This is a genomic window from Martinezella rhizogenes, assembly GCF_007002745.1.
Lineage (GTDB): Bacteria > Pseudomonadota > Alphaproteobacteria > Rhizobiales > Rhizobiaceae > Agrobacterium > Agrobacterium cucumeris.
The window spans coordinates 806,904-831,416 of record NZ_SGNY01000002.1 but is presented as its reverse complement, the minus strand read 5'-3'; the positions used below and the strand labels follow the sequence as shown (position 1 = coordinate 831,416).

At 59.9% G+C, this 24,513-nt stretch carries 25 protein-coding genes; 15 read left to right on the top strand and 10 right to left on the bottom strand.

Going from position 1 to position 24,513, the window contains the following annotated elements:
* The first annotated feature begins 152 nt into the window (after positions 1 to 152).
* The gene (locus EXN68_RS09745) at positions 153 to 446 is read left to right on the top strand and encodes a hypothetical protein (RefSeq protein ID WP_142840594.1); all 294 of its coding nucleotides are present in this window, start codon (positions 153 to 155) and stop codon (positions 444 to 446) included.
* Positions 447 to 504: 58 nt separating this feature from the next.
* On the opposite strand, the gene EXN68_RS09740 is transcribed toward EXN68_RS09745, so the two are convergent.
* The gene (locus EXN68_RS09740) at positions 505 to 1,545 is read right to left on the bottom strand and encodes a dipeptidase (protein WP_142840593.1); all 1,041 of its coding nucleotides are present in this window, start codon (positions 1,543 to 1,545) and stop codon (positions 505 to 507) included.
* Positions 1,546 to 1,780: 235 nt separating this feature from the next.
* On the opposite strand from EXN68_RS09740, the gene EXN68_RS09735 reads away from it, so the two are divergent.
* From EXN68_RS09735 to EXN68_RS09705, 7 genes are all read left to right on the top strand, one after another.
* A complete protein-coding gene (locus tag EXN68_RS09735; protein ID WP_142840592.1) occupies positions 1,781 to 3,376 on the top strand; it encodes an ABC transporter substrate-binding protein in 1,596 nt (531 codons plus the stop codon).
* A 2-nt stretch (positions 3,377 to 3,378) separates the two neighbouring features.
* Positions 3,379 to 4,392, top strand: coding sequence for an ABC transporter permease (locus EXN68_RS09730; RefSeq protein WP_065114132.1), 1,014 nt, complete (start codon positions 3,379 to 3,381; stop codon positions 4,390 to 4,392).
* Complete coding sequence (gene nikC, locus EXN68_RS09725; RefSeq protein ID WP_004433196.1) at positions 4,389 to 5,291, top strand: nickel transporter permease; 903 nt, start codon at positions 4,389 to 4,391, stop codon at positions 5,289 to 5,291. Before EXN68_RS09730 ends, nikC begins: the two co-directional genes overlap by 4 nt.
* 3 nt (positions 5,292 to 5,294) lie before the next feature.
* On the top strand, positions 5,295 to 6,125 hold the full coding sequence (locus tag EXN68_RS09720) for an ABC transporter ATP-binding protein (RefSeq protein WP_004433197.1): 831 nt from the start codon (positions 5,295 to 5,297) through the stop codon (positions 6,123 to 6,125).
* Positions 6,122 to 6,862, top strand: a complete 741-nt coding sequence (locus tag EXN68_RS09715) for an ABC transporter ATP-binding protein (RefSeq protein ID WP_065114131.1) — start codon at positions 6,122 to 6,124, stop codon at positions 6,860 to 6,862. Before EXN68_RS09720 ends, EXN68_RS09715 begins: the two co-directional genes overlap by 4 nt.
* 213 nt (positions 6,863 to 7,075) lie before the next feature.
* Positions 7,076 to 8,587, top strand: a complete 1,512-nt coding sequence (locus EXN68_RS09710) for a serine hydrolase domain-containing protein (protein WP_142840591.1) — start codon at positions 7,076 to 7,078, stop codon at positions 8,585 to 8,587.
* Positions 8,588 to 8,830: 243 nt separating this feature from the next.
* Entirely contained in the window at positions 8,831 to 9,727 is an 897-nt protein-coding gene (locus tag EXN68_RS09705; RefSeq protein WP_142840590.1) for a LysR substrate-binding domain-containing protein, read from the top strand.
* 65 nt (positions 9,728 to 9,792) lie between these two features.
* Here EXN68_RS09705 and EXN68_RS09700 read toward each other — a convergent pair whose 3' ends face one another.
* From EXN68_RS09700 to EXN68_RS09660, 9 genes are all read right to left on the bottom strand, one after another.
* Entirely contained in the window at positions 9,793 to 10,659 is an 867-nt protein-coding gene (locus EXN68_RS09700; protein ID WP_065114128.1) for a D-amino-acid transaminase, read from the bottom strand.
* 20 nt (positions 10,660 to 10,679) lie between these two features.
* Positions 10,680 to 11,738 (bottom strand): P1 family peptidase, encoded by a 1,059-nt coding sequence (locus EXN68_RS09695; protein ID WP_142840705.1) that lies wholly within the window; start codon positions 11,736 to 11,738, stop codon positions 10,680 to 10,682.
* A 144-nt stretch (positions 11,739 to 11,882) separates the two neighbouring features.
* Complete coding sequence (locus EXN68_RS09690) at positions 11,883 to 12,842, bottom strand: sugar kinase (RefSeq protein ID WP_142840589.1); 960 nt, start codon at positions 12,840 to 12,842, stop codon at positions 11,883 to 11,885.
* A gap of 20 nt (positions 12,843 to 12,862) precedes the next feature.
* Positions 12,863 to 13,921 (bottom strand): ABC transporter ATP-binding protein, encoded by a 1,059-nt coding sequence (locus EXN68_RS09685; protein WP_142840588.1) that lies wholly within the window; start codon positions 13,919 to 13,921, stop codon positions 12,863 to 12,865.
* A 100-nt stretch (positions 13,922 to 14,021) separates the two neighbouring features.
* A complete protein-coding gene (locus EXN68_RS09680) occupies positions 14,022 to 14,858 on the bottom strand; it encodes a carbohydrate ABC transporter permease (RefSeq protein WP_142840587.1) in 837 nt (278 codons plus the stop codon).
* The gene (locus tag EXN68_RS09675; RefSeq protein ID WP_065114124.1) at positions 14,858 to 15,796 is read right to left on the bottom strand and encodes a carbohydrate ABC transporter permease; all 939 of its coding nucleotides are present in this window, start codon (positions 15,794 to 15,796) and stop codon (positions 14,858 to 14,860) included. Before EXN68_RS09675 ends, EXN68_RS09680 begins: the two co-directional genes overlap by 1 nt.
* The gene (locus tag EXN68_RS09670) at positions 15,796 to 17,127 is read right to left on the bottom strand and encodes an ABC transporter substrate-binding protein (RefSeq protein ID WP_065114123.1); all 1,332 of its coding nucleotides are present in this window, start codon (positions 17,125 to 17,127) and stop codon (positions 15,796 to 15,798) included. The genes EXN68_RS09675 and EXN68_RS09670 overlap by 1 nt, the downstream gene beginning before the upstream one ends.
* A 104-nt stretch (positions 17,128 to 17,231) precedes the next feature.
* Positions 17,232 to 17,888 (bottom strand): GntR family transcriptional regulator, encoded by a 657-nt coding sequence (locus tag EXN68_RS09665; protein WP_110756346.1) that lies wholly within the window; start codon positions 17,886 to 17,888, stop codon positions 17,232 to 17,234.
* Between the two features lie 21 nt (positions 17,889 to 17,909).
* Positions 17,910 to 18,794: a dihydrodipicolinate synthase family protein gene (locus EXN68_RS09660; protein ID WP_142840586.1), complete on the bottom strand. Its 885-nt coding sequence runs from the start codon at positions 18,792 to 18,794 to the stop codon at positions 17,910 to 17,912.
* A 313-nt stretch (positions 18,795 to 19,107) separates the two neighbouring features.
* Here EXN68_RS09660 and EXN68_RS09655 point away from each other — a divergent pair, with 313 nt between their 5' ends.
* From EXN68_RS09655 to rutF, 7 genes are all read left to right on the top strand, one after another.
* On the top strand, positions 19,108 to 19,719 hold the full coding sequence (locus EXN68_RS09655) for a biliverdin-producing heme oxygenase (protein WP_142840585.1): 612 nt from the start codon (positions 19,108 to 19,110) through the stop codon (positions 19,717 to 19,719).
* Positions 19,720 to 20,178: 459 nt separating this feature from the next.
* The gene (rutA, locus tag EXN68_RS09650) at positions 20,179 to 21,270 is read left to right on the top strand and encodes a pyrimidine utilization protein A (protein ID WP_046801552.1); all 1,092 of its coding nucleotides are present in this window, start codon (positions 20,179 to 20,181) and stop codon (positions 21,268 to 21,270) included.
* Positions 21,267 to 22,007 (top strand): pyrimidine utilization protein B, encoded by a 741-nt coding sequence (gene rutB, locus EXN68_RS09645; RefSeq protein ID WP_142840584.1) that lies wholly within the window; start codon positions 21,267 to 21,269, stop codon positions 22,005 to 22,007. The genes rutA and rutB overlap by 4 nt, the downstream gene beginning before the upstream one ends.
* A 24-nt stretch (positions 22,008 to 22,031) precedes the next feature.
* Positions 22,032 to 22,418, top strand: a complete 387-nt coding sequence (gene rutC / locus EXN68_RS09640; protein WP_003492069.1) for a pyrimidine utilization protein C — start codon at positions 22,032 to 22,034, stop codon at positions 22,416 to 22,418.
* A gap of 12 nt (positions 22,419 to 22,430) precedes the next feature.
* Positions 22,431 to 23,222 carry a pyrimidine utilization protein D gene (gene rutD / locus EXN68_RS09635; RefSeq protein WP_161991269.1) on the top strand — a complete coding sequence of 264 codons (792 nt, stop codon included), beginning with the start codon at positions 22,431 to 22,433 and terminating at the stop codon, positions 23,220 to 23,222.
* 17 nt (positions 23,223 to 23,239) lie between these two features.
* Positions 23,240 to 23,848 carry a malonic semialdehyde reductase gene (locus tag EXN68_RS09630; protein WP_142840583.1) on the top strand — a complete coding sequence of 203 codons (609 nt, stop codon included), beginning with the start codon at positions 23,240 to 23,242 and terminating at the stop codon, positions 23,846 to 23,848.
* Between the two features lie 26 nt (positions 23,849 to 23,874).
* Positions 23,875 to 24,399, top strand: coding sequence for an NADH-dependent FMN reductase RutF (gene rutF / locus EXN68_RS09625; RefSeq protein WP_142840582.1), 525 nt, complete (start codon positions 23,875 to 23,877; stop codon positions 24,397 to 24,399).
* Positions 24,400 to 24,513: the final 114 nt, after the last annotated feature.

The following is a 24,513-nucleotide window of genomic DNA, read 5'->3' as shown; positions in this document are numbered from 1 at the left end:
CGGTGGATTTTCGCCAATCCTAAAGGCAGAAATGCAACTATGAAATGCATGATTTGCCGGATTGTTCCGAAAGATATCAAATTGAGCGCTGCGGTTGCTTGGTGGTGGCGTTTGATGCCATTACACGCTCCTTTTGATTGAAGGAGATGCAGATGAACACGCCCACAAGAATAGCGCTTTCGCTCGTCGTCGCCCTCGTGGCGGGCGGCGGATACATGGCAGTGGACAAGATGCGCGGTGCCGAATGGGTCGTTTCGCCGCAGCAGATTGCGGAGGCCAAGGCAAAAGGGCAGATGGGTTATGAATCCCGCCCGGGCACAGTGACCGTGTTGCCGATCCGCAGTGAAACGGCGGATGTATTGCCGATGAAATGGGCGATGATCGGTGTGGTTGCCGGGCTTCTGGCCTTCCGGGCGAGCGGCAAGAAAAAAGCGGCAAAGGCTTAAGGGCCTGCCGCTTCATATCTCCGGCGTTCCGCGCCGGAGATGGATTTTACGCTGAGCCTTATGCGCCCCAGGTTTTTTCCAGCACGCGGACCCAGTTGCCGTGGCAGATCTTGGCAAGCGCCTCGTTGTCGTAGCCGCCCTTGCGCAGGGCTTCGACCAGCAATTGCAGATCGCCCGCATCCTTCATGGCGGCGGGAATGGTGGTGCCGTCGAAATCCGAACCGAGGGCCACGTGATCGATGCCGATGCGGTTGACGATATAGTCGACATGGCGGACGAGTTCGCCCAGATCGGTATTCGGGTTCTTCACGCCGTCCTGGCGCAGGAACAAAACGCCGAAATTGATGCCGGCAAGACCACCCGTGTCGCGGATGGCATCCAGCTGGCGATCCGTCAGGTTGCGGCTGTGGTTACACAGCGCATAGGCGTTGGAATGCGAGGCGACGAGCGGTGCGTCTGAAATCCTGGCGATGTCCCAGAAACCCTGCTCGTTCATGTGCGACAGGTCGACCATGATCTTCAGTTCGTTGCAGGTCTTCACCAGTCGTTTGCCGGTATCGGTGAGGCCGGGGCCGATATCCGGCGTCGAGGGGAACCGGAAGGGAACGCCATAGGCGAAAATGTTCGGGCGGCTCCAGACCGGTCCGAGCGTGCGAAGGCCTGCCTCGTAGAGCACGTGCAGCGCATCCAGATCAGCGCCGATCGCTTCCGCGCCCTCGATATGGAAGACCGAGGCAAAAGCGCCCGATGCCATGGCGCTGCGGATATCGGCGGCGGTGCGGCAAACCTTCAGTGCGCCGGCGGATTGTTTCTCGGCGCGGAACAGCAGGCCGGCCATGGAGAGCGTCGCCTTCAGCGCATCGGCTTCTGCCGGTGTCGAAAAATCGCCGTTGGCGTCCTTCTCCATGCTTGGCGACGGCACGTAGATGGCGCAGAGGCCGCCGGCCAGCCCACCCTTCCTGGCGCGTGGCAGGTCGATGTGGCCAACCGTGTCACCCTCGATGAGCAGGGTTTCGGGAGAGGCATTGCCCGACCGCCATAACCGCAGAAGCACATCGTTGTGGCCGTCGAAGACGGGTACGGTTTTTTCATCGGTCATGGTCATTCACCTTCGGATAGGGGGAGGGCGCGGATGCGCGCCTATTCAGACTTTTGGGAATTGGTAGAGGAAAGGTCAAGGCGGGAGCAAATGCAATCCGTGCATAGGCTCTGCCAAATTTGGAATTGGTCGGGCCTCGTTTGCTCGTGTTAATCGCGGGAAAACATAAAAAAAATGACTGGATTGGGGCAAACCCACCGTTTTCCGAAAAATAAGGTCCGAAAGGGGATTTTCGATGATTTCAAGACGCAACCTGTTGATTGCCGGCGCTGCCGTTCCGTTCCTGTCCTATGCGCGCATTCCGGCATTTGCCGCGACACCCAAGGACATTCTTGTCGTCGCGCAGCAGCTGGACAATATGACGAGCCTTGACCCGCATGAAGGTTTCGAAGCCGTCGGTGGTGAAATCATCTCAAACATGTATCAGAAGCTGGTGCGCGCCAACCGCGAGGATTCCACCAAGGTTGATCCGGTTATCGCGAAATCCTGGGAAGCCGATGCGGACAGCAAGGTCTTCACCTTCGTGATCGGTGACGAAGCGACATTCGCGAGCGGTGAGAAAGTGACCGCGGAAGATGTTGCGTTCTCGCTGCAGCGCGCCATCAAGATGAACAAGAGCCCGGCCTTCATCATCAGCCAGTTCGGCTTCACGCCTGAGAATGCCGAGACGACCATCGTTGCCGCCGACGACAAGACGGTGAAGCTGACGACGGCAGAGCCGACCGCCATCTCCTTCCTGCTTTATTGCCTCTCCGCCAATATCGGTGCGATCGTCGAAAAGAAGGCGGTTCTTGCCAATGCGTCGGGCGAAGACCTCGGCAATGGCTGGCTGCAGAAGAACAGCGCCGGTTCCGGCGATTTCATGCTGCAGGCCTGGAAGCCGAGCGAAAGCGTCGCACTCACCGTCAACCCGAACGGTCCTTACAAGGGCAATATCAAGCGTATCGTGCTGCGCCATGTCACCGATCCGTCTTCGCAGCTGCTGATGCTGCAGAAGGGCGATATCGACATTGCACGCGACCTGACGTCGGAGCAGCTGCGTACCGTCAAGGACGACGCCAATATCGAGCTGGAGCGCAAGTCCATCGCCTCGCTGGTGCTGATCTCGCTCAACCAGGGCAATGAGAACCTTGCCAAGCCGCAGGTCTGGCAGGCGATCAAGTGGGCGCTGGACTATAAGGGCATGCAGGAAAACCTGGTGTCACTGACCCACAAGGTTCACCAGAGCTTCGAGCCGGAAGGTTTCCCGGGTGCGGTCAACGACACGCCCTACCAGCGCGATGTCGAAAAGGCCAAGGCGCTGATGGCCGAAGCCGGCCTTGCCGACGGTTTCGAGATCAGCATGGACCACTATTCCGCCCAGCCTTACCCGGATCTGGCGCAGGCCATTCAGGCCAACCTTGCCGATATCGGCATCAAGGTGCGTCTGCAATCGGCTGAAAACCGTCAGGTTCTGACCAAGATGCGCGCCCGCGAACACCAGATGGCGCTGTCCGCATGGGGCACGGATTATTTCGATCCGCATTCCAATGCCGATGTCTTCAACATCAACAAGGACAATGGCGACGACGCCAAGTCGAAGCCCTTCCTGTGGCGTTCGCGTTTCAAGAACGACGACTTCGCCGCCAAGGCGGAAGCCGCCCGTGACGAGAAGGACCCGGCCAAGCGCGTGGAGCTTTATGAAGCCCTGCAGCGCGAGCACATGGAAAACAGCCCGTTCGTGTTCATGTTCCAGACCACGAAGACGGCAGCCTTCCGCAAGGGTGTTTCCGGCTTCGAACTCGGCGTTCTCTCCGAGGGCAATTCCTACCACGATGCGAAGAAAGCGTGACATTGAACAAGCGCGTTAAAAGCATATCGTCGATACTGAGCAGCGTCCTCCTGACGCTGTTCGGTTTGATGGTCATCACCTTCATGATCGGGCGCGTCATGCCCGTCGATCCCGTCATCGCGGCGGTCGGCGATAACGCGCCCGAAGACGTCATCGTGCGGGTGCGGGCCGAAATGGGCCTCGACCAGCCGCTGGTCGTGCAGTTCTTCCACTATGTCACGCAGGTCCTGCATGGCGATTTCGGCAACTCGATCCTGACCCGCAATCCGGTCTGGATCGATATCAAGCGCGTTTTCCCCGCCACGTTCGAACTTGCCACCGCAGCGCTTATTCTCGCAGCGCTGATCGGCATTCCGCTCGGCGTCTGGGCCGCCGTGAAGCAGGGCAAGCTGACGGATCAGGTGATCCGCGTCGTCTGCCTTGCCGGTCACTCCGTGCCTGTTTTCATGCTGGCGCTGATTTCGTTGCTGGTGTTCTATGCCACGCTCGGCGTCGCACCGGGACCGGGCCGTCAGGACATCATCTATGACGGCATGATCACGCAGGTCACTGGCCTGATGACGGTCGACACGCTGCTTGCCGGTGACTGGGATGCCTTTTACGACGCCATCGCCCATATGGTGCAGCCCGTCTGCATCCTCGCCTATTTCAGCATGGCCTATATCACCCGCATGACGCGCGCCTTCATGATCGACGCGCTGAAGGGTGAATATGTCATCACCGCCCGCGCCAAGGGGCTTTCGGCCATGACCGTGATCTGGGGCCACGCCTTCCCGACGGTCGCCGTGCAGCTCGTCACGGTTCTGGCGCTCACCTATGCCGGCCTTCTCGAAGGTGCCGTGGTGACGGAAACCGTCTTCAGCTGGCCGGGCCTTGGTCAATACCTCACCGTCTCGCTCATGAACGCGGACATGAACCCGGTCGTCGGAGCAACCCTGTTGATCGGCTTCATTTATGTCGCCCTCAACCTGCTTGCAGACGTGCTTTACAGAGTTATGGATCCTCGCGTTCGATGATGTTAGCTAATTTCAGAAACTGGGCTCTGGATGAGACGCCGCATTCCCGCACACAGGCTGCCTGGGGAAACCGGTATCGCATCTGGCTCAACCTCAAGTCCAATCCGCTGGCGGTGATCGGTCTGACCATCATCGTCCTGTTCATCGCCCTGTCGCTTCTGGCGCCGCTGCTCGCGCCCTATGATCCGGCAACGCAGAATCTCGGCAACCGCCTGGCATTCCCCAGCGCCGAACACTGGTTCGGCACGGATGAGCTGGGCCGCGACATTCTCTCGCGTATTCTCTATGGCGGCCGCGTCACGCTCGGCATGGTCATTGCCGTCGTCGTTCTCGTGGCACCCATCGGCCTCGCCATCGGCTGCATCGCCGGTTATTTCGGCGGCATTGTCGATACGGTGCTGATGCGGGTGACGGATGTGTTCCTGGCCTTTCCGCGCCTCATCCTCGCGCTCGCCTTCGTCGCGGCACTGAAGCCCGGCGTTGAAAGTGCCATTCTCGCCATCGCGCTCACCGCATGGCCGCCCTATGCGCGCCTTGCCCGCGCCGAAACCATGACGGTGCGCGGCAGCGACTTCGTCGCGGCCTATCGCCTGACCGGCGCTTCCGCCTGGCGCATCATTGCGCGTCACATTGCGCCGCTCTGCGTGCCGAGCCTTATCGTGCGTATCACGCTCGACATGAGCTCGATCATCATCACCGCCGCAAGCCTCGGCTTCCTCGGCATGGGCGCACAGCCGCCTTCGCCGGAATGGGGTGCGATGATTGCAACGGCCAAGCGCTTCATCTTCGAACAATGGTGGGTCGCCACCATTCCCGGCATCGCCATCTTCCTCGTTTCGCTCGCCTTCAACTTCCTTGGCGATGGTCTGCGCGACGTTCTCGACCCGAAGGGACATTGAGCCATGCTGGTCGAAATCGAAAATCTGAAGATCGCTTTCCAGACCCGCACCAGCCGTTTCGAGGCGGTGCGCGGTGTCTCCATGAAGCTCGGCACTGAAAAGCTCGGTATTGTCGGCGAATCCGGTTCGGGCAAGAGCCTGACGGCGCGGGCGCTGATGAAGCTTCTGCCCTCCAATGCGGATATCCGCGCTGACAAGCTTGCCTTCGACGGCATCGACGTGCTGTCCGCAAGCGAAAGGCAGATGCGCCAGATCCGTGGCAAGCGGGCGGGTTTCATTCTGCAGGATCCGAAATATTCGCTGAACCCGGTGAAGACCATGGGTGCGCAGATCGCCGAAGCCTGGCGCGCCCATAAGGGCGGCAGCAAGCGTGCCGCCATGGAAGCGGCCATCGGCCTGCTCGATCAGGTGAAGATCCGCAATCCGCGTCAGGTCGCCTCGTCCTATGCACATGAGGTTTCCGGCGGCATGGGCCAGCGTGTGATGATCGCCATGATGCTGGCGCCCGATCCGGAACTTCTGATCGCCGACGAGCCGACCAGCGCGCTCGACGCCACGGTGCAGGCGGAAATCCTGCGGCTGATCGAGGAACTGGTGTCGGAACGCGGCATGGGCCTCATCCTCATCAGCCACGACCTGCCGCTCGTTTCGCATTTCTGCGACCGCGTGGCCGTAATGTATTCCGGCCGGGTGATGGAGGAGCTGAAGGCGTCCGAACTCCTGAAAGCCGAACATCCCTATACAAAGGGACTTCTGAACTGCATTCCCTCGCTGACGCATCCGCGCGAGCGTCTTCCCGTTCTCAACCGTGATGCAGCGTGGTCCAGCCAATGATCGACGTCGATAATCTCCGTATCAAGTTCGGCGACCGCGAAGTGGTGAAGGGCGTGTCCTTTTCGGTGGAAAAGGGCGGCAGCTTTGGCATCGTCGGCGAAAGCGGCTCGGGCAAGTCCACCATCCTGCGCGCTATGGCCGGCCTCAACGAAAGCTGGGAAGGCCGCATTGCCTTTGCCGGCAAGGACGCACCGCTGAAGCGCACGCCGGAGTTCTTCCGGCAGGTGCAGATGGTGTTTCAGGATCCCTATGGCTCGCTGCATCCGCGCCAGACCATCGACCGCATTCTCAGCGAATTGCCGCTGGTACACGGCATGGACAATATCGAAAAACGCATCCAGCAGGCCTTGTCCGACGTGGCGCTGCCGCAGGCGGTGCGTTTCCGTTTTCCGCACCAGCTCTCCGGCGGCCAGCGCCAACGCGTGGCGATTGCCCGTGCGCTGATCGCCGATCCGCAGGTGCTGCTGCTCGATGAGCCGACTTCGGCGCTCGATGTGTCGGTGCAGGCGGAAATCCTGAACCTGTTGCAGGACCTGCGCGCGGCGCGCAACCTCACCTATATTCTCGTCAGCCACAATCTTGCGGTCATTGCGCATCTGTGCCCGCAGGTTGGCGTGATGCTGAACGGGGACATGGTGGAGCAGCTGAGTGCCGGCGATCTGCGAGATGGCCGGACCAAACATCCGCATACGGAAGAGTTGCGTAGCTTGAGTATCCGGCTGGAAGAACCGGCCTGAGTCTACGTTGCCAATAAACCGAGCGGGTGCCACGAGTTTCTTCTCCCCGAGGGGGAGAAGTCCGCGGCAGCGGGATGAGGGGGCAAGCTTCCCGCAAATCTCTACCGTTGCCCCCTCATCCGACCCTTCGGGCCACCTTCTCCCCGGCGGGGAGAAGAAACAAGCGGCGATGCCGAGGCTTTCTGTAGAGACGACAAGACACGAGACCGAGCCATGCCAAAAGAATTCGACTGGAACGCCGCTTCAACCCTTTCGCAAAGCTTCGTCTCACAATGGGCGGGCAATGAGCCGGGCGGGGCGGTCATCGGTTTTGATCTCGATGGCATCCGTTTCGCTCATGCCGGCGGTGTCGAGAGCCTCTCGACCTTCGCACCCTTTACGCCGCAGAGCGTGGTGCGGTATGCCTCGGTCACCAAACATGCCTTCTGCGCCATGGTGCTTGCGCATTCCGATCTGATCGGGTTGGGCGACCCACTCGGCAAACACCTGCCGGAGTTGCAGCCGCCGCTCCGCGACGTCACGGTGGGACAGGCGCTGGATATGAGCGGTGGCCTGCCGGATACGCGTGAATGCCTCTCGCTGCTTGGTCTTTCCGTCTATACCGAAACGAAGGCCGAACCGCTTCTCGACTATCTGTCGCGGCTCACCCGGCTGAATTTTCCTGCCGGCAGCGAGGTGTCCTATTCCAATACGGGTTACCGGCTGGTGGAAGCGGCGCTGGAGCGTCGCGGTTTCCGTTTCGATGATTTCGTGCAGACACAGATTGCCGATCCCTTCGGCGTGTTTCTGAAGGCGCCGGATGTCTGGAACGATCCAGTCGACGGGCTGGTGCCGGGTTACTGGAAAGCTGAAGACAACTGGCAGCTTTCGGCCGCCGGCCTGCATATCTCCGCTTCAGGTAGCCTTGCGGGCAGCGCCGAAGCACTTACCCGTTGGTTGCAGGGTCTGATGCGGGGCGAGGGAGGCTTCGCGGGTGTTCTTGACGCGCTTTCGGCTGAACGACCGCTCGCCGATGGGCGGATGAGCGAATATGGCCTCGGCCTGCGCTGGTCGCATCTCGGTGACAGGCGTTTCGTCGGTCACGGCGGTTCGCATCCGGGTTACAAGACTTACTTTCTGCTTGATCCGGAAAACGGCACTGGCTTCGTCGTGGTGTCGAACCGCGAGGATACCAATGGCTTCAAGATCGCGCTGGAAGGCATGGCGGCTTTGACCGGCCTGCCTTTGCCCAAACCCGCCGCCAGTCTGCCGGAAGGCCTCTATGTCACCGAAAGCGGGCCGTGGTGGCTGGAGATCAAGGGCAGCACATCCACCTTCATCGATGGTGACGACACGCTTTATGAAGATGTCGATGGCTGGGTCTCCTCCCGTTCCGCATCCTCTCCGATGCGTCTCAGGCTGGATGGTGCCGCCATTGTCGGCGAGGCCGGCCACGCCGCCCGCCGCTTTCTGCCGGTCGGCCAGCATGTCGTGCCGGACGATTTTTCGGGTTTGTGGCGCTCGGATGAGGGAGCGGAATTTTCGATCAGCAGTTCGTCACTGACGATGGGCATCGGCCCCACGCGCCGCAGCATGCCCTTGAAGGCGCTCGGCAATGGCCGTTTCCTTTTCACGCTCATCGACGGGCCGTGGACGAAGCGCGTCTGCCTCAACCGGCTGGGTGAAGACCGGATCGAGCTGGTGTCCAGCCGGGCGCGGATGATCGAATATTCCAGAAACCGCTAACGACTGAGGCCGATCCCGGTGCGCCCCACAAACTCGATGTCATCCTCGGGCTTGACCCGAGGATCCATTGTCGCACTTGGTTGTGGATCCTCGGGTCAAGCCCGAGGATGACGCAAGCGGGCTTTAGTCAGTTTGCTAAACGACCCGAAGCTTTCTAAAGGGTTTCAATCGGCTTCCATTGCTCCTAATAAAGACCCATGTTCCCGGCAGGCTGGGACAACATCTTTGTGGGAGAACAGGCCCTTGGAAGTCAAATGGCTCGAGGATTTCCTGGCGCTGGCCGGAACGCTCAATTTCTCGAAGGCGGCGGATGAGCGGCATGTGACGCAATCCGCTTTCAGCCGGCGTATCAAGCAGCTGGAAGCCTGGGTGGGTGCGACGCTGGTTGACCGCGCTTCCTATCCGTCCCGGCTGACCGAGGCCGGTGTGAAATTCGTGCCGGTGGCGCAGGAGACGCTGAAACAGCTTTACCATGCACGGCGCACGCTTCTTCAGGAAGAAGGGGCCGACGCCAGAACCGTTCGGCTGACGGCGCTGCATACCCTGTCTTTCACCTTCTTTCCCGACTGGCTGAAACGGGTGAACGAGACGGCCGGGCCGCTGTTTTCGGTTCTGCGGCCGGATTCCGGCAGCATGGAAGAAAACCTCAATTCGCTGGTGGACGGGCAGAGCGATTTTCTGCTGACCTATGCCCATCCCGAAGTGCCGATGCTGCTCGATGCGCAGACCTTCGAGTTCCGCGTGCTGGGTGCAGAAAACATCATTCCGGTTTCCGCGCCGGCGAAAGATGGTTCACCGCTGCATGCGCTGGTGGAAAATGCGCGAAAACCCTTTGCCTATCTGGATTATGAAAAGGCCTCGTTCTTCGGGCCGTTGCTGCGCGATCTCCTGAGCGCGCGGCTGCCGCAATTCGAGCGGGTGCATGAGGGCAGCATGTCGGTGGGGCTGAAAGCCATGGCGATGGCCGGCTGGGGTGTCGCCTGGGTGCCGGAAAGCCTGATGCGGCACGAGCTGGATAGCGGCGCTCTGGTGCGCGCCGCTGATTCAAGTTTCGATATTGCCGTCGATATCAGACTTTATCGTTCCAAGGAGAACCGCCGGCCCGTGGTTGAGCGCATCTGGGCGGTTCTCGAAAGTTAGAGCATTTCCGGGAAAAGTGGCCCCCGGTTTTCCATCCGGAAATGCGGCAAACAAAACGCTTTCGATCAGATGGCCGTGCGGCGGGCGTTTTCGAGGTAGAGCGCGCGCAGGCGGCTCACCATCGGGCCGGGCTTGCCGTTACCGACCGGCTTGCCGTCGATCTTCGTGACCGAAACCACGAAGTTGGAGGCGCTGGTCAGGCAGGCCTCGTCGGCATTCAGCGCCTCTTCCAGCGTGAAAGGCCGCTCTTCCAGCGTAAAGCCGGCTTCCTTGGCCAGCTGCAGGGCGGCAAGACGGGTGCAGCCGGGCAGGGTCTTGTTGCTGTTGCCGCGGGTGATGATCTTTTTATCGGCGGTGACGATGTAGGCGGTCGAGGATGCGCCTTCGGTAACGAAACCGTCCTCGATCATCCACGCCTCGTCGCAGCCTTCGGCCTTGGCGATGCGCTTGGCCATGACCTGCGGCAAAAGGCAGACGGTCTTGATATCGCGGCGCTCCCAGCGCTGATCGGGAACGGATTTGACGGCGATGCCGGCTTCTTCGACCGGGGTGCCGATCAGCTTCTTGGCCTGGGTGAACATGACCAGCGTCGGCTTCAGATCGGCGGAGAACAGGAAGTTGCGGTCTTCGGCGCCACGCGTCAGCTGCAGGTAGATCATGCCTTCGACGAGGTTGTTGTCGGCAATCAGGCGGCGCTCTGCCTCGACGATCTCTTTCGTGGTGACCGGCAGCGGCACGTCGATTTCGCGGGCGCTGCGCTCCAGCCGGGCCATGTGCAGGTCGCTGTCGATCAGCTTGCCTTCCAGAACGGAGGTAACTTCATAAATGCCGTCGCCAAACAGGAAACCGCGGTCGAAGATGGAGAGGCGGGCGTCCGCTTCGGGCAGGAATTCGCCGTTGACGTAAACGATGCGACCGGATGGGCTAGTCATGAAAACTCCGTCTGGAAAAGTCAGGCTGAAAGAAGGGTTTTAAGGGCGTCGATGGAAATGGCCTCGACCGTGGAGGCCTTGCCGGTGCCGGCATTGAAGCCCGTCGTCGTCGTTGCCGCACAGAGCGAATTGAGGATCGCCTCCTCCGTCGCCTCTATCGCGGCTTCGAAGAGCGGCGAAATCGCATCGTTGGAAAGTTCCGGATAGTCTGCGACGGCCTTGCGGCGCGCAGGCGTGCGGAGCAGCCGCTCATCGGTGGAAAAGGCCAGAGCGTAATCGCCGGAGCCATTGCTGAGCGCTGCACCCGTGCGCGCCAGCCCGCCGAAGCTTCTGGCCGCCAGACGCTTCAGGTTGCGGGAGGAGAGTGGCGCGTCGGTGGCGACAATGATGACGATCGAGCCATCCTTGTCCTTATGGTCAGGGCTGGCATAAGGCTTGCCGCAGACCAGCAGATGGCCGCCGTAATTGGACTGGACAAGAATGCCGATCGTATAGGTCGTTCCGGCGATGGTGACGATGCGGGATGCGGTGCCGATGCCGCCTTTCATGCCGAAGGCCACCGTGCCGGTTCCGGCACCCACGCCGCCCTCGGCCACCGGGCCTGTGGCCGCGTTTCTGAGCGCGGCTGATATCTCATCGACCGTCGGGCGGCCGGCGCGAATGTCGTTCAGGCGGGAATCGTTGGTTTCGCCGACGACGGCATTGATCGAGACGACTTTCTCATTGCCCGGCTGTGCCAGCGTATGGTGGTTAATCGCCTCGATGGCCCGGCCTGTCGCCAGCGTATTGGTGAGGATAACAGGTGTTTCGAGCTCGCCTAGTTCCTCGATCTGGGTGGAGCCGGCAAATTTGCCGAAGCCGTTATAGACGGCGAAGGCGGCGGGCACCTTGTCCTGAAAGAGATTGCCGCCATGCGGCAGGATCGCGGTTGCGCCGGTGCGGATCGTGTCGCCTTCGATGACGGTCGAATGGCCGATGGTCACGCCTTCGACATCGGTGATGGCGTTGAGCGGGCCGGTCTCGAAATGGCCGGGCCGGAAACCGATATCGCGCAGTCTCGGGCGGGTCGTCTGATGCATCGGGCGATCACTTTTGCGGAATTCAGGCTCAAGGTGGAACAGGCGCGGCTTCATGAAAAGCTTTGCTCTGACTTGACGTTAGACTACTTCGCCGGGAAACGGCATCGCAAAAATGGAATAGTTTTATGCGGGCAATGGATGCGCTCAGGAGGCGCGCAGCGCGGCTTCGCCTTCACGCTCCAGCCATTGCCGCATCGCGTCTTCCGTCCCTTCGCGCGTCGGTGCGCCGATGCGGCCGCCGAATACGGTGCATTTCAGCGCGGCGGCAACGGAGGAGAGGCGGATGGCCGCGCGGCTTTGCATGCCTTCAGCCATCGCCAGCGCAAATGTGCCGTGGAAGATATCGCCCGCCGCCAGTGTGTCCACTGCCTTAACCTGCATGGTCGTCTGGAAATGCACCGTGGGATCGCCGGCCTCCGTCCACCAGCAGCCTTGCGGACCGGCGGTGACGGCGATGAAGGTCTGCGGGTAGCGGGAATGCAGCACCGGCAGCATGTCCTTCACCGTTTCAAGTCCGGTCAGCCGGGCGGCGGCGGGTTCGGAAAAGACGATATGGGTTGCGGCGGGCGCAAGCTTCTCCAGCGTTTCCATCGGCGCCACATCGCCATCCAAAATGGCAGGTTTGCCAAGCGCGCGCGCCACGGTCAGCACATCAAGCGCGAGTTCCGGCCAGCGCACATCCACCAGAACGGCATCGAACGGGGCAATATCTTCCGGTGTACAGGAGCGTTTTTTCTCATGCAGACGATGATCGTAAAAAGGCACGATTAGCCGTTCTCCTCGGTCATCGATGATGATCGTCGACAGGGCCGAGCGCGCGCCGGCGGCGATGGTCATGCCCGCAACATCGATGCCGCTTTCGGCGAGATCGCGCAGGATGCGGGTGCCGGTTTCGTCGTCGCCCACCGCGCCCCAGAGGCTGGCGCGGCCGCCCATGCGATGGGCGGCATAGGCGGCGCTCGACGCCATGCCTTCGGCGATCTGCAGCATCTCATAGGGCAGGACCTTGCCTTCGCCCTTCGGCATGTCATACACACGAAACAGGGTGTCCAGCACGGCGGCACCCACGCAGAGAACATGCTTGCCGCCCGCTTCCTTTACCATTCTCTTCGCTCCTGCCGTGTTCAGATGCGCTTGCCGCTGTCCTTGTCGAACAGATGCACCGTTGCCGGATCGATGGCAATGTGGATCGTATCGCCGAAGCGGACATTGAGGCGCTCGCGGAACAGGCAGGCGATCTCGTCGCCCTTGCAATTGAGCTTGGCGTAGATTTCCGAGCCGGTGCCTTCGACCAGTTCTACCCGGCCTTCAATGCCGGTCTCGGCGGCCCGGATGTGTTCCGGCCGTACGCCGTAGACGAGGTCGCGGCCGCCCAGTTTGCCGATCTCGGCATTGGCGGGCAGCGGCAGGCTGAGACCCTTTGCGGTGCGGAAGACGCCTTCCTCCACCCGGCCGCGAATGAAGTTCATGGCCGGCGAGCCGATGAAACCGGCAACGAAGAGGTTGGCGGGATTGTCGTAAAGCTCAAGCGGCGCGCCGATCTGCTCGATCACGCCATCGTGCAGCACCACGATCTTGTCTGCCATGGTCATGGCTTCCACCTGGTCGTGGGTGACATAAATGGTGGTCGTGCCGATGCGCTGGTGCATGGCCTTGATCTCGCCGCGCATCTGCACGCGCAGCTTGGCATCGAGGTTGGAAAGCGGCTCGTCAAACAGGAAAACCTGCGGATCGCGCACCAGCGCGCGGCCCATGGCGACACGCTGGCGCTGGCCGCCGGAAAGCTGGCGCGGATAACGGTCCAGCAGCTTTTCCAGTCCCAGAATGGCGGCGGCCCTGTCGACCTTGGCCCTGGTTTCCTCGGCGCTGACCTTCTTCAGCTTCAGCGCGAAGCCCATATTGTCCTTGACCGTCATATGCGGATAAAGCGCGTAGTTCTGGAAGACCATGGCGATATCGCGGTCACGGGCGGGCAGGTGGCTCACCTCGCGCGCGCCGATGTGGATTTCGCCGTCGCTCAGTTCCTCCAGCCCGGCGATCATGCGTAGCAGGGTGGACTTGCCGCAGCCGGAAGGGCCGACGAGGACGACGAATTCTCCGTCCTTGATATCGATATCGATACCGTGGATGACGTTGACCGAGCCGAAGCGCTTCTGGACATTTTGAATATTGACCGGTGCCATGTTTTTGGTTCCCGTTATGAGCAATTCCAGCAAAAGTGTGTCGCGGTTTGCGTCCGGAATTGCGTTTAAGAAGCAAGGGCATGGAATGCCCTTTGTTGGTTCAGCCGCCCTTGACGGCGCCGGCGGTGAGACCCGCCACGATCTGTTTCTGTGCGAACATGGTGAGCAGCAGCACCGGCAGCGTGACGATGAGCGCGGCTGCGGCCAGCGGCCCCCAGCTGACCTGTTCGAAGGACAGCATGTTGTAGACCGCGACCGGCAGGGTGCGCGTTTCACGGCTGGCTAGCACGATGCCGAAGACGAAGTTGTTCCACGAGAAGATGACCGCGAGGATGAAGGAGACGACGATGCCGGGCTTGGCAATCGGCAGCGCCACCAGCCGGAACACCTGCCAGGAGGATGCGCCATCGATGCTTGCCGCCTCTTCCAGTTCCTTCGGTGTGGTCTCGAAATAACCGATCATGATCCAGACGACGATCGGCACCGTCACGACAAGATGGATGATGATCTGCGGCCAGAGCGTGCCCAAGAGGTTCAGCCATTGGAACAGCAGGAACAGCGGAATGAGGAATGAGAGGCCCGGCGTCATGCGGGCGATCATGATGATGACGGCGGATTTTTCCGCCTTCAGCCGCGCAATGCCGTAACCGGCGGGAACGCCGATGACGAGCGCCAGAATGGTGGCCGCTCCGGTGACGAGCACCGAGTTCCAGAAATAGAGGAAGAAATTGTTCTCCTCGAACACCTTCACATAGTTCGACCAGGCGAAACGTTCGGGAATGAGGATCGGCGGATAGGCGCCGTTGTCGATCTCATATTTCAGCGAGAGCGAGATCATCCAGATGAAGAACAGGATGACCGGCGAGATCATCACCAGTGCCACGAAGAACAGGCCGATGCGATCGAGTGTCTTGCGTTTTAGAATTTTTCCAGACATCAGCGATCCTCCATCTCGTTCCATTGCGAGCGCTGGCGCACCATCAAAAGCACGAAGGACAGCGCCACGATGATGATGAAAAAGACGACGGCCATGGCCGAGCCGTAACCGATGTCGTAATAGGAAAACGCCGTATTATAGAGATAGATGTTGATGGTTTCAGACGCCGTGCCGGGCCCGCCTTGAGTCATCGCATAGATGATGTCGAAGCTTTTGACGGCATCGATGGAGCGGATGATGACGGCGATCATCAGAAACGGCGCAATCATCGGCATGGTCAGGTAACGGAATTTCTGCCAGGCGTTGGCACCGTCGATTTCAGCACTTTCATAGGGTTCGCGCGGCACTGCAGCCAGCCCGCCGAGCACGATCAGCATGACGAGCGGTGTCCACTGCCAGGTTTCCACCAGCACCAGCGAGGGAATGACGGTCGACTGGTTGTAGATCCATTCCAGCGGCCCGATGCCGATGAGCGACAGCAGATAGTTCAGGACGCCGAGCTGCGGGTGGAACATCATGGTCCAGACGAGCGCGATGGCGACCGGGGTCGCCATCATCGGCATGACGAAAACGCCGCGCAGAAAACCCCGCAGCGGAAACTGCGCATCGAAAACCAGCGCCGCCAATGTTCCGAGGAACAGCGGGGCGACCACCGACAGCACGGTATAAATGAGCGTGTGCCAGAGCGATTCCCAGAACCTGATATCGCCGGCGAGCCGGATATAGTTCTCGAAACCGATAAAGCTCTGCTCCTGTCCGAGCGTCCAGCGGTGCACGCTCATCCACAGGGTAAAGACCCATGGAAAAACGATGACAGCCAGAATGACGATAAGTGCCGGTATAACGAAGGGCCAGTAGTTGGGAGCAAGCCTTGCCGGCCTGCTCCCTTCTCTACGACTGACGCCTGTCTTGGTGTTTTCGATGCTCACGGAGGCCATTATCCCTCGCTACGTGCCAGAACGGGTGCGAACTGTTCCGTCGCCTTTTTCAGCTCGGCCGCCGGGTCCGCGCCGCCGATCATGTTGGTGAGGCCGACGCCGTAGATGTCGCGGAATTCCGTCACCGGAATGATGACGGGAAGCGCAAGCTGCGAGACCTTGCCGGAACCGACAACGGCGTCCAGCCAGGCGGCCGGCATCTTCACGCCTTCGCGGACCTTCTGGTCTTCGAGGATGGACTGGCGGAATGGAACGCCGGCGCCGGCCTGCAACAGACGCGCGCCCATTTCATGCGAGATCGCCCATTGGCAGAAGAGGTAAGCGGCTTCCTTCTTGCTGCTGGCTTCGACAACGCCGAGACCATCGCCAAACGTGCCGGCGGCCTGAACTGCCGGGCCTTTCGGCATGACGCCGTAACCGACCTTGCCGACGACGCGGGATTTTTCCGGGTTCTCGATCGGCGGCGCAAAACCGACGCCATCGAACCACATGCCGATCTTGCCCTGCAGGAAGGCCGATTGCGCTTCCGCCCAGTTGAAGCCGGAGACGCCGGGAGGGGCGGCCTTGGTCATCAGGCGTTGGTAAAGCGCTGCCGCTTCCACCGCTTCCTTGGATTCGGTGTCGATCTTTCCGTCCGCACCGATCGGCTTTGCGCCATAACCCAGCATCAGCGAGGTCCAGACCGGGGTATTGGCGTTCTTCAGGCCGCGGGCGACGAAACCATAGGTGTTGGTTGCGGGATCGGTGATCTTTTCCGCCGCCGTTACCAGTTCCTCGAAGGTTTCAGGGTATTTCAGGCCCTTGGCCTCGAAGAGTTCCTTGTTCCAGTAAACGATCCAGTAATCCACCGAGAAGGGCAGCGAGCGCAGAACGCCATCGCTATCCTTGGCAAACAACATGCCGGCTTCAGCGAAATCCTTTTCGACGAGCGACGGATCGGTGAGCGACGGGTCCTTGAGGAAGCCGCTGATATCGGCCAGCCACTTGCCCTTTTCGAACTGGCGCTTCTGGACGTGATAGCTCAGATGCACGACGTCGAAGCTCGGCTTGCCGGAGGAAAGCTCGATGACGACCTTCTGGCGCTGCTGCTGTTCCGGGGTTGCCTCGGCATTGACCTTGATGCCGGTCAGTTCTTCGAATTCGCCGAGATATTTGATCAGCGTTTCGCTGCGCGGGCTTTTGACGAGGTTGACCTCAAGCGTGGTGCCGGCGTGTTTTTTCCAGTTCACCGCCGCCGATGCCGGGCGAATGCCGAGCATCGCGCTGCCGCCAATCGCGGCCGTGCCTGCCAGAAAGGCGCGACGCGTGGGGTTGAGCAATGAATGCGTCATGTCAGTTCTCCTCCAGATTAGCCGGAAATTCTCCTCACCCCGGCTTGTTGCTTATTTTCATGCAATCCCGGCGCAGGACCGTTTTTTACCCTGCCGGAATTGCCTTACACCGCCAGCGCCCTGTCCCTTGCGTTACGGATATGGGCGGTCAGCCGTTCCACGGCGTCTTCCACGGATCGTTTCTCGATGGCTTCGAGAATGGCGAGATGTTCCTTCATCACCGACTTCACATGGCCAGCGATGCGAAAACGCTCCTGGTTGATCAGGCGCATCTTGATGGAATTGACGCGGTAGGCATTTGATATGATCGAATTGCCGAGACTATCGATGAAGGCATCGTGCATGCCCCAGTCCACCTGCTGGGCATGCTGATCGAGCTCCGGCGATTCTCCGCTATTTTCAGCCGCTTCGGCAATATCGCGATGCTGTTTCAAAAGCTTGGCGATGGCCTCATCGGAAGCCGAGCGGGTGAACAGCGCCACGGCCTCCTTTTCAAGGAAGATGCGGAACTGGAATGCTTCACGGATAAGGTTGATGTCGATATGGGCGACCTGCAAGCCCCGCTGCGGCACGGTCTTGATCAGCCCTTCCGCCTCCAGCCGCGGAATTGCCTCCCGGATCGCCCCCAGTGGCAGACCCGTCAATTCCACGAGGCGGCGTTGCGAGATGAATTGCCCCGGGCGAACATCACGCGAGAGAAGGTGATGCGTAAAGCTTTCATACGCCCGTTCCCGCAATGTCTGTTCGCCGGTATCGTCCATGCTCAACCTTTCAAGGTCTGTTCAAGCGGCCTGTTTGCGAAACAGCGCGTCGAAAGCGCCTTCGATCTGCCGCCGATCCTCAGGTGAAATGGCGACGAGCGGCGCGCGCACATCCGCCCAGATATTTTCGCCTGTCGTGTGTGATACCAGCACCTTGACGGCAGGCGTAACCGGAAATTTCAGAAGTTCCACAACAAGATCGACGATGCGCTTGTCGTCCTTGCCGTCAACGGCCATGGCGCGGACTTCCTGCGTCAGGAAATTGGCGACACCGGAGATGGCGCCCTGGCCGCCGAGGCGGACGCCTCTGGCGAGATCACGCTCATCGCCGATCAGGATGGCGAGATCGCCATGCTCTTTCAGCAGGCGCTCGGTATGGCTCCAGTTGCCTGAGGAATCCTTGACGCCGGTAACGATGCCCGGAAACGCCGCCTTCAGCCGTCCTACCAGTTCGACGGACAATGTCACCATGGTCACGGAGGGGATGTTGTAGACGAGAATGTCGCGTGCATCCTTGCCGATCTTTGCGAAAACCGCCGAGAACCAGGCAAACAGCCCGTCATCGCTGACATTTTTGAAATAGGACGGCGGAGCGAGAAGAATATTGCGGGCGCCCGCTTTCAGGGCCTCGGCCGACTGGTCCGCCGCATCCTCGATGGAGTCCACCAGAACGCCGGTGACGATGCGCGATGGCGCAATACCGGCCTCGACAAAGCGGGACAGGATGACCTGTCGTTCACGGCTGCCGACGGAGCATCCTTCACCGGTGGTGCCGAACAGCGTCACGCTATCACAGCCGTTTGACAGGCAGCGGCGGGCATGCGCGATCATCGCATCGATATCGACGGTTCCATCCGTTTTGAACGGTGTCGTCAGGGCTGCCGAAAGGCCGAATTTCTGGGTCAATTAAGATGCTCCTCCAAGGTGACCGCGGATTGATGGCATACTGACATGTTAGTTGTAAAGCAGTAATTGCAGCGTGATTGTTTGAGGCCTGCAGGACGGGGCAGGAATTCGGTTTTCGACGCGGCGAGTGCCTTGTCTGTGCGGGGTCGGGGATGGGCGATTATGGATGATCGGCGCGGATGCCGTTTTCCGCCCATTTTGCCCGCTTGTTTTCTCTGCCGGTGGTCACGAAAAAATGCGAAAATAAAATTTGACTGTTGGAGTAAAGATTTTTATCAGGCAGTCTGAATATAGGGATAAAGGGACCATCACCATGACCATTGCGGAGCAGACAGCGCCTGTGGCAGAAATCGAACAGAGCCGCGTCAAGCGCCTGAAAGCGGCGACGCGTGGCGCCCATGGCGACCTCGATACTTTCATCATGGCCGCAAAGCCATTCGAGAGCCGCGAAAACTTCGGCAAATTCGTCGAGACGCAATATCTTTTCCATCGCGACCTCGACGTTTTCTTTTCCAATGCCACGCTTGATGGCCTGCTTCCCGATCTCAAAGGCCGCCGCCGTCTTGCCATGATCGAGCAGGACCTTGCCGATCTCGGTCTTGCTATTCCGGAAGCCAAGGCTGCGCGTTTCACCGGCGAAACGCCGTTCGATCTGCCGGAGGCGATGGGCTGGCTTTATGTCGTCGAAGGTTCCAATCTCGGTGCGGCTTTCCTGCTGAAAGATGCAGCCAAGCTCGGTCTTGGCGAAGAATTCGGCGCGCGCCATCTGGCCGGCGCACCGGAAGGGCGCGGCCTGCATTGGCGCACGTTCACCGCAGCGCTGGATGAAATTGCACTGACGGTTGAAGAGGAAGAGCGGGTTGTCGCGGGTGCCGAGGCTGCGTTTCGTGCCGTCCATGCCTATGCGCAGCAGCGGCTGGGTTGAGGTTTTGGCATAGCTGCGCGATTGTTGTCCTCATCGCGCAGAAGTGCTCCGTCGCGTGTGCGATTTTGATTGAGTATCAGCACCCCAGCGCCGCCACCCCGGACTTGATCCGGGGTCCAGCGCGATCAAGTCCTTGATCGCGAAGACTCTATTCATGGCGCAGACGCGCCGCGGCTGGATGCCGGATCGGGTCCGGCACGACGGAGGAGAGCCTTCGGATTTTTTACATCGGTCTGCGAGTGTGGTGAGGGCCGCTCACCTTTGAGCGATCGCTCTCCATATTTGCCAAATAAACAGGCAAATATTTTGACCAAATGATAAATTTTTTGCCTTTTGGTCAAAGCTCCGCCCGCCCCAAAATTTTATCCATTTGATAAAATTATTTTATTTGGTCTGGCACGGAACCTGCTACTCTTTTGTCAAGTCAGGAGACACCTGACGTAAAAAGGGAACAGCAAAATGGAAGTTGGTGTTTTTATCCCGATCGGGAACAATGGGTGGCTTCTTTCTGAAAACGCGCCGCAATACAAGCCGAGCTTCGACTTGAACAAGGCGATCACGCTGAAGGCGGAGCAATATGGCTTCGACTTTGCGCTGTCGATGATCAAGTTGCGCGGCTTCGGCGGCAAGACAGAGTTCTGGGATTACAATCTGGAATCCTTCACGCTGATGGCGGGCCTTGCCGCCGTCACCTCCAAGATCAAGCTTTTCGGCACGGCCGCCACGCTGGTCATGCCGCCGGCCATTGTTGCGCGTATGGCAACGACGATCGATTCCATTTCCGGCGGACGTTTCGGCATCAACCTGATTACCGGCTGGCAGCGTCCGGAATATAGCCAGATGGGGCTGTGGCCGGGCGATGATTATTTCGGTGATCGCTACGAATATCTTGGCGAATACACCACCGTTCTGAAAGAGTTGCTGACGGACGGGCAATCGGATTTCAACGGCAAGTTCTTCAAGATGGAGGATTGCCGCATGAAGCCGGTGCCGCAGGGTGATGTGAAGCTCATCTGCGCTGGTTCTTCCAATTCCGGCATGGCGTTTTCGGCCAAGTTTGCCGATTACAGCTTCTGCTTCGGTGTTGGCGTCAATACACCGAAGGCCTTCGCGCCCACCAATGAGCGGCTTTTGGCGGCAACGGAAAAGTCCGGCCGCGAGGTCAAGTCCGTCGTGCTGACGATGGTGCTTGCCGAGGAAAAATCCGAAGACGCCTGGGCGAAGTGGGAGCATTACAAGGCGGGTGCGGATGAGGACGCCATCAAATGGCTCGGCCTGCAAAGCGCCGTCGACACCAAATCCGGCTCCGACACCAATGTGCGGCACATGTCCAATCCCGTCTCGGCGGTCAACATCAACATGGGAACGCTGATCGGTTCCTATGAGGAAGTGGCGGCCATGCTGGACGAGATGAGCGAAGTGCCGGGAACGGGCGGCGTGATGCTGACTTTCGACGACTTCCTCGAAGGCGTCGAAAAATTCGGCAAATATGTGCAGCCGCTGATGAAGAGCCGGGCGCATGTTCAGGCCGGACTGGAGGCTGCGGAATGAGTGAAGCCGTCGTGGCGGGTTACAAGGGGCCGGAAAGCCGTTCGGAAAGCGTCACGCTTCCCGCAAGGCCGGAGCCGATCACCCTGAAACCCAGCGAGACCGCCGTTGTCGTGGTTGACATGCAGAACGCCTATTCGACCGAGGGCGGTTATGTCGATCTGGCCGGGTTCGATATATCAGGGGCCAAGGGCACCATCGCCAATATCAGGAAGACGCTGGACGCCGCGCGGGCGGCGGGTGTTCAGGTCATCTATTTCCAGAATGGCTGGGACAAGGACTATGTCGAGGCGGGTGGCCCGGGTTCGCCCAACTGGCATAAATCCAACGCGCTGAAGACCATGCGCAAACGCCCGGAATTGCAGGGTCAGCTCTTGGCCAAAGGCACATGGGATTATGCCATCGTCGACGAGTTGCAGCCGCAGCCCGGCGATATTCTGGTGCCGAAGACGCGTTACAGCGGTTTCTTCAACACCAATATGGACAGCGTGCTGCGCGCCCGCGGTATCCGCAATCTGGTGTTCGTCGGCATCGCCACCAATGTCTGCGTCGAAAGCTCGCTGCGCGATGCCTTCCATCTCGAATATTTCGGGGTGATGCTGGAAGATGCCACGCATCATCTGGGCCCGGACTTTATCCAGCAGGCGACGGTCTACAATGTCGAGAAGTTTTTCGGCTGGGTCGCCACCGTCAATGATTTCTGCGGTGTCATCTCGCAGGCCGCACCCGTCAGCGCTTGATATTCAACACAAAAGGAGAACGAAATGCCGAAAAAGATTGTCGTGCCTGCCGGTACCAGCAAACCCATCGCTCCCTTTTCGCCGGGAACCCTTGCCGATGGCGTGGTTTACGTTTCGGGCACGCTTCCCTTCGACAAGGACAATAATGTCGTGCATGTGGGCGATGCCAGCGCGCAGACCCGCCATGTTCTGGAAACCATCAAGTCCGTCATCGAAACCGCCGGCGGCACGATGGAGGACGTGACGATGAACCACATCTTCATCACCGACTGGGCGAATTACCAGGCCGTCAACACGGTCTATGCCGAATATTTTCCCGGCGACAAGCCGGCGCGATATTGCATCCAGTGCGGTCTGGTAAAGCCCGACGCGCTGGTGGAAATCGCCACCGTCGCCCATATCGGCAAATAGGGCTAACGGCAGATGATGCATTTCGAGGTTCATGGCCGGACTGATCCAGAAGCGGCAACCATATTGCTGTCTTCGGGGCTGGGTGGATCGGGCACTTACTGGACGCCGCAGATCGATGCCCTTTCCGATCATTTCCGCATCGTCACCTATGACCATCGCGGAACCGGCAGGACCGGCGGCGAGGTGCCGGCAGAGGGCGACATATCGGCGATGGCGGATGACGTGCTGGAGATTGTGTCGGCCCTGAACCTCGAAAAATTCCACTTCATGGGCCATGCGCTCGGCGGCCTGATCGGTCTCGATATCGCGCTGCGCCAGCCCCGCCTTATCGACCGGCTGGTGCTCATCAATGCCTGGAGCAAGGCCGATCCGCATTCCGGGCGCTGCTTTGACGTGCGGATCGAGCTTCTGGAAAAATCCGGTATCGAGGCGTTCGTGAAAGCCCAGCCGCTGTTTCTTTATCCGGCCGCATGGATGTCGGCACATCAGGAGCGTCTGGCGCGGGACGATGCCCATGGCGTCGCGCATTTTCAGGGCAAGGCGAATGTGCTGCGGCGCATCGCGGCGCTTCGGGCTTTCGATGTCGATAGCCGGCTTGGCGAGATCGATAATCCGGTGCTGGTGGTGGCGACGAAGGACGATCTTCTGGTGCCCTATACGCGTTCCCAGCGGCTTGCCGATGGCTTGCAGCAAAGCGAGCTTTGTCTTCTCGATTTCGGCGCGCATGCGGTCAATATCACCGAGCCCGAGCTTTTCAACACAAGGCTTCTGCAGTTTCTGCTGCCGAGCACCCAGACATTCTGACAGGATTTTAAAGTAACATGACGAAAGCACTTGATGACACGGCTCCTCTGGACAGCAAGGCACTGGCAACGCTTTTTACCGAGGCGCGCACCCATAATGGCTGGACGGACAAGCTGGTCAGTGACGAGACGCTGAAGGCGCTTTACGATCTGACGAAGATGGGGCCGACTTCGGCCAATTGCTCGCCCGGCCGGTTCGTGTTCGTGCGCAGCCCGGAAGCCAAGGAAAAGCTCCGGCCCGCGCTGTCTTCCGGCAATCTCGAAAAGACCATGGCGGCCCCGGTCACGGTCATCGCCGCAATCGACAGCGAATTTTACGAGAAGCTGCCGGTGCTGTTTCCCCATGCCGATGCCCGTTCGTGGTTCACCTCCAGCGCGGCCATGGCCGAGGAGACGGCCTTCCGCAATGGCACGCTGCAGGCGGGTTATCTCATTCTCGCGGCCCGGGCTTTGGGGCTGGATACCGGGGCCATGTCCGGTTTCGACAAGGGCAAGGTGGATGCGGCATTTTTCGCCGGCACGACGTGGAAATCCAATTTCCTGATCAATCTCGGCCATGGTGATCCGTCGAAGCTCTTCGGCCGCCTGCCGCGGCTTGGCTTTGAAGACGCCTGCGTGCTGGCTTGATGGCCTGTTAAGGAAGGATGGGTTAGATGCAGATGATGTCTCTTGAAAAGGAAGCGGAAATGGAGACGAAGACTGCAGAGCAACGCAGCCTCGATTATAGAAACGCCATGGCGCGGCTCGGTGCGGCGGTCAACATCGTCACTACCAATGGTGCAGCTGGTCGTGCCGGCTTTGCAGCAACCGCCGTCTGCAGCGTTTCCGACAATCCGCCCACGCTTCTTGTCTGCCTCAACCGCAATGCTTCAGCCTATAAGGTGGTGAAGGCAAACGGTGTCATCTGCGTCAACACGCTCGCCGCGCATCACGAGGTGCTGAGCACGCTTTTCGGTGGCAAGACGCCGGCCGACGAGCGTTTTGCTGCAGGCAGCTGGAGTGTGCTTGAAACCGGCGCGCCGGTTCTGGAGGACGCGCTCGTCTCTTTCGACTGCCGCATCCGCGAGGCGCATGACGGCGGCACGCATGATATTCTGATCTGCAATGTCGTGGATATGAAGATCAATGGGGGCGATGAGGCGCTGATGTATTTCAACCGGCGTTATCGGATGCTTTGAAGGTGACCGTTTGGCTGAGCACCAGCTCGAACCTGACCGTCGTCATCCTCGGGCTTGACCCGAGGATCCACAACCTGACGCGCGATGGATCCTCGGGTCAAGCCCGAGGATGAC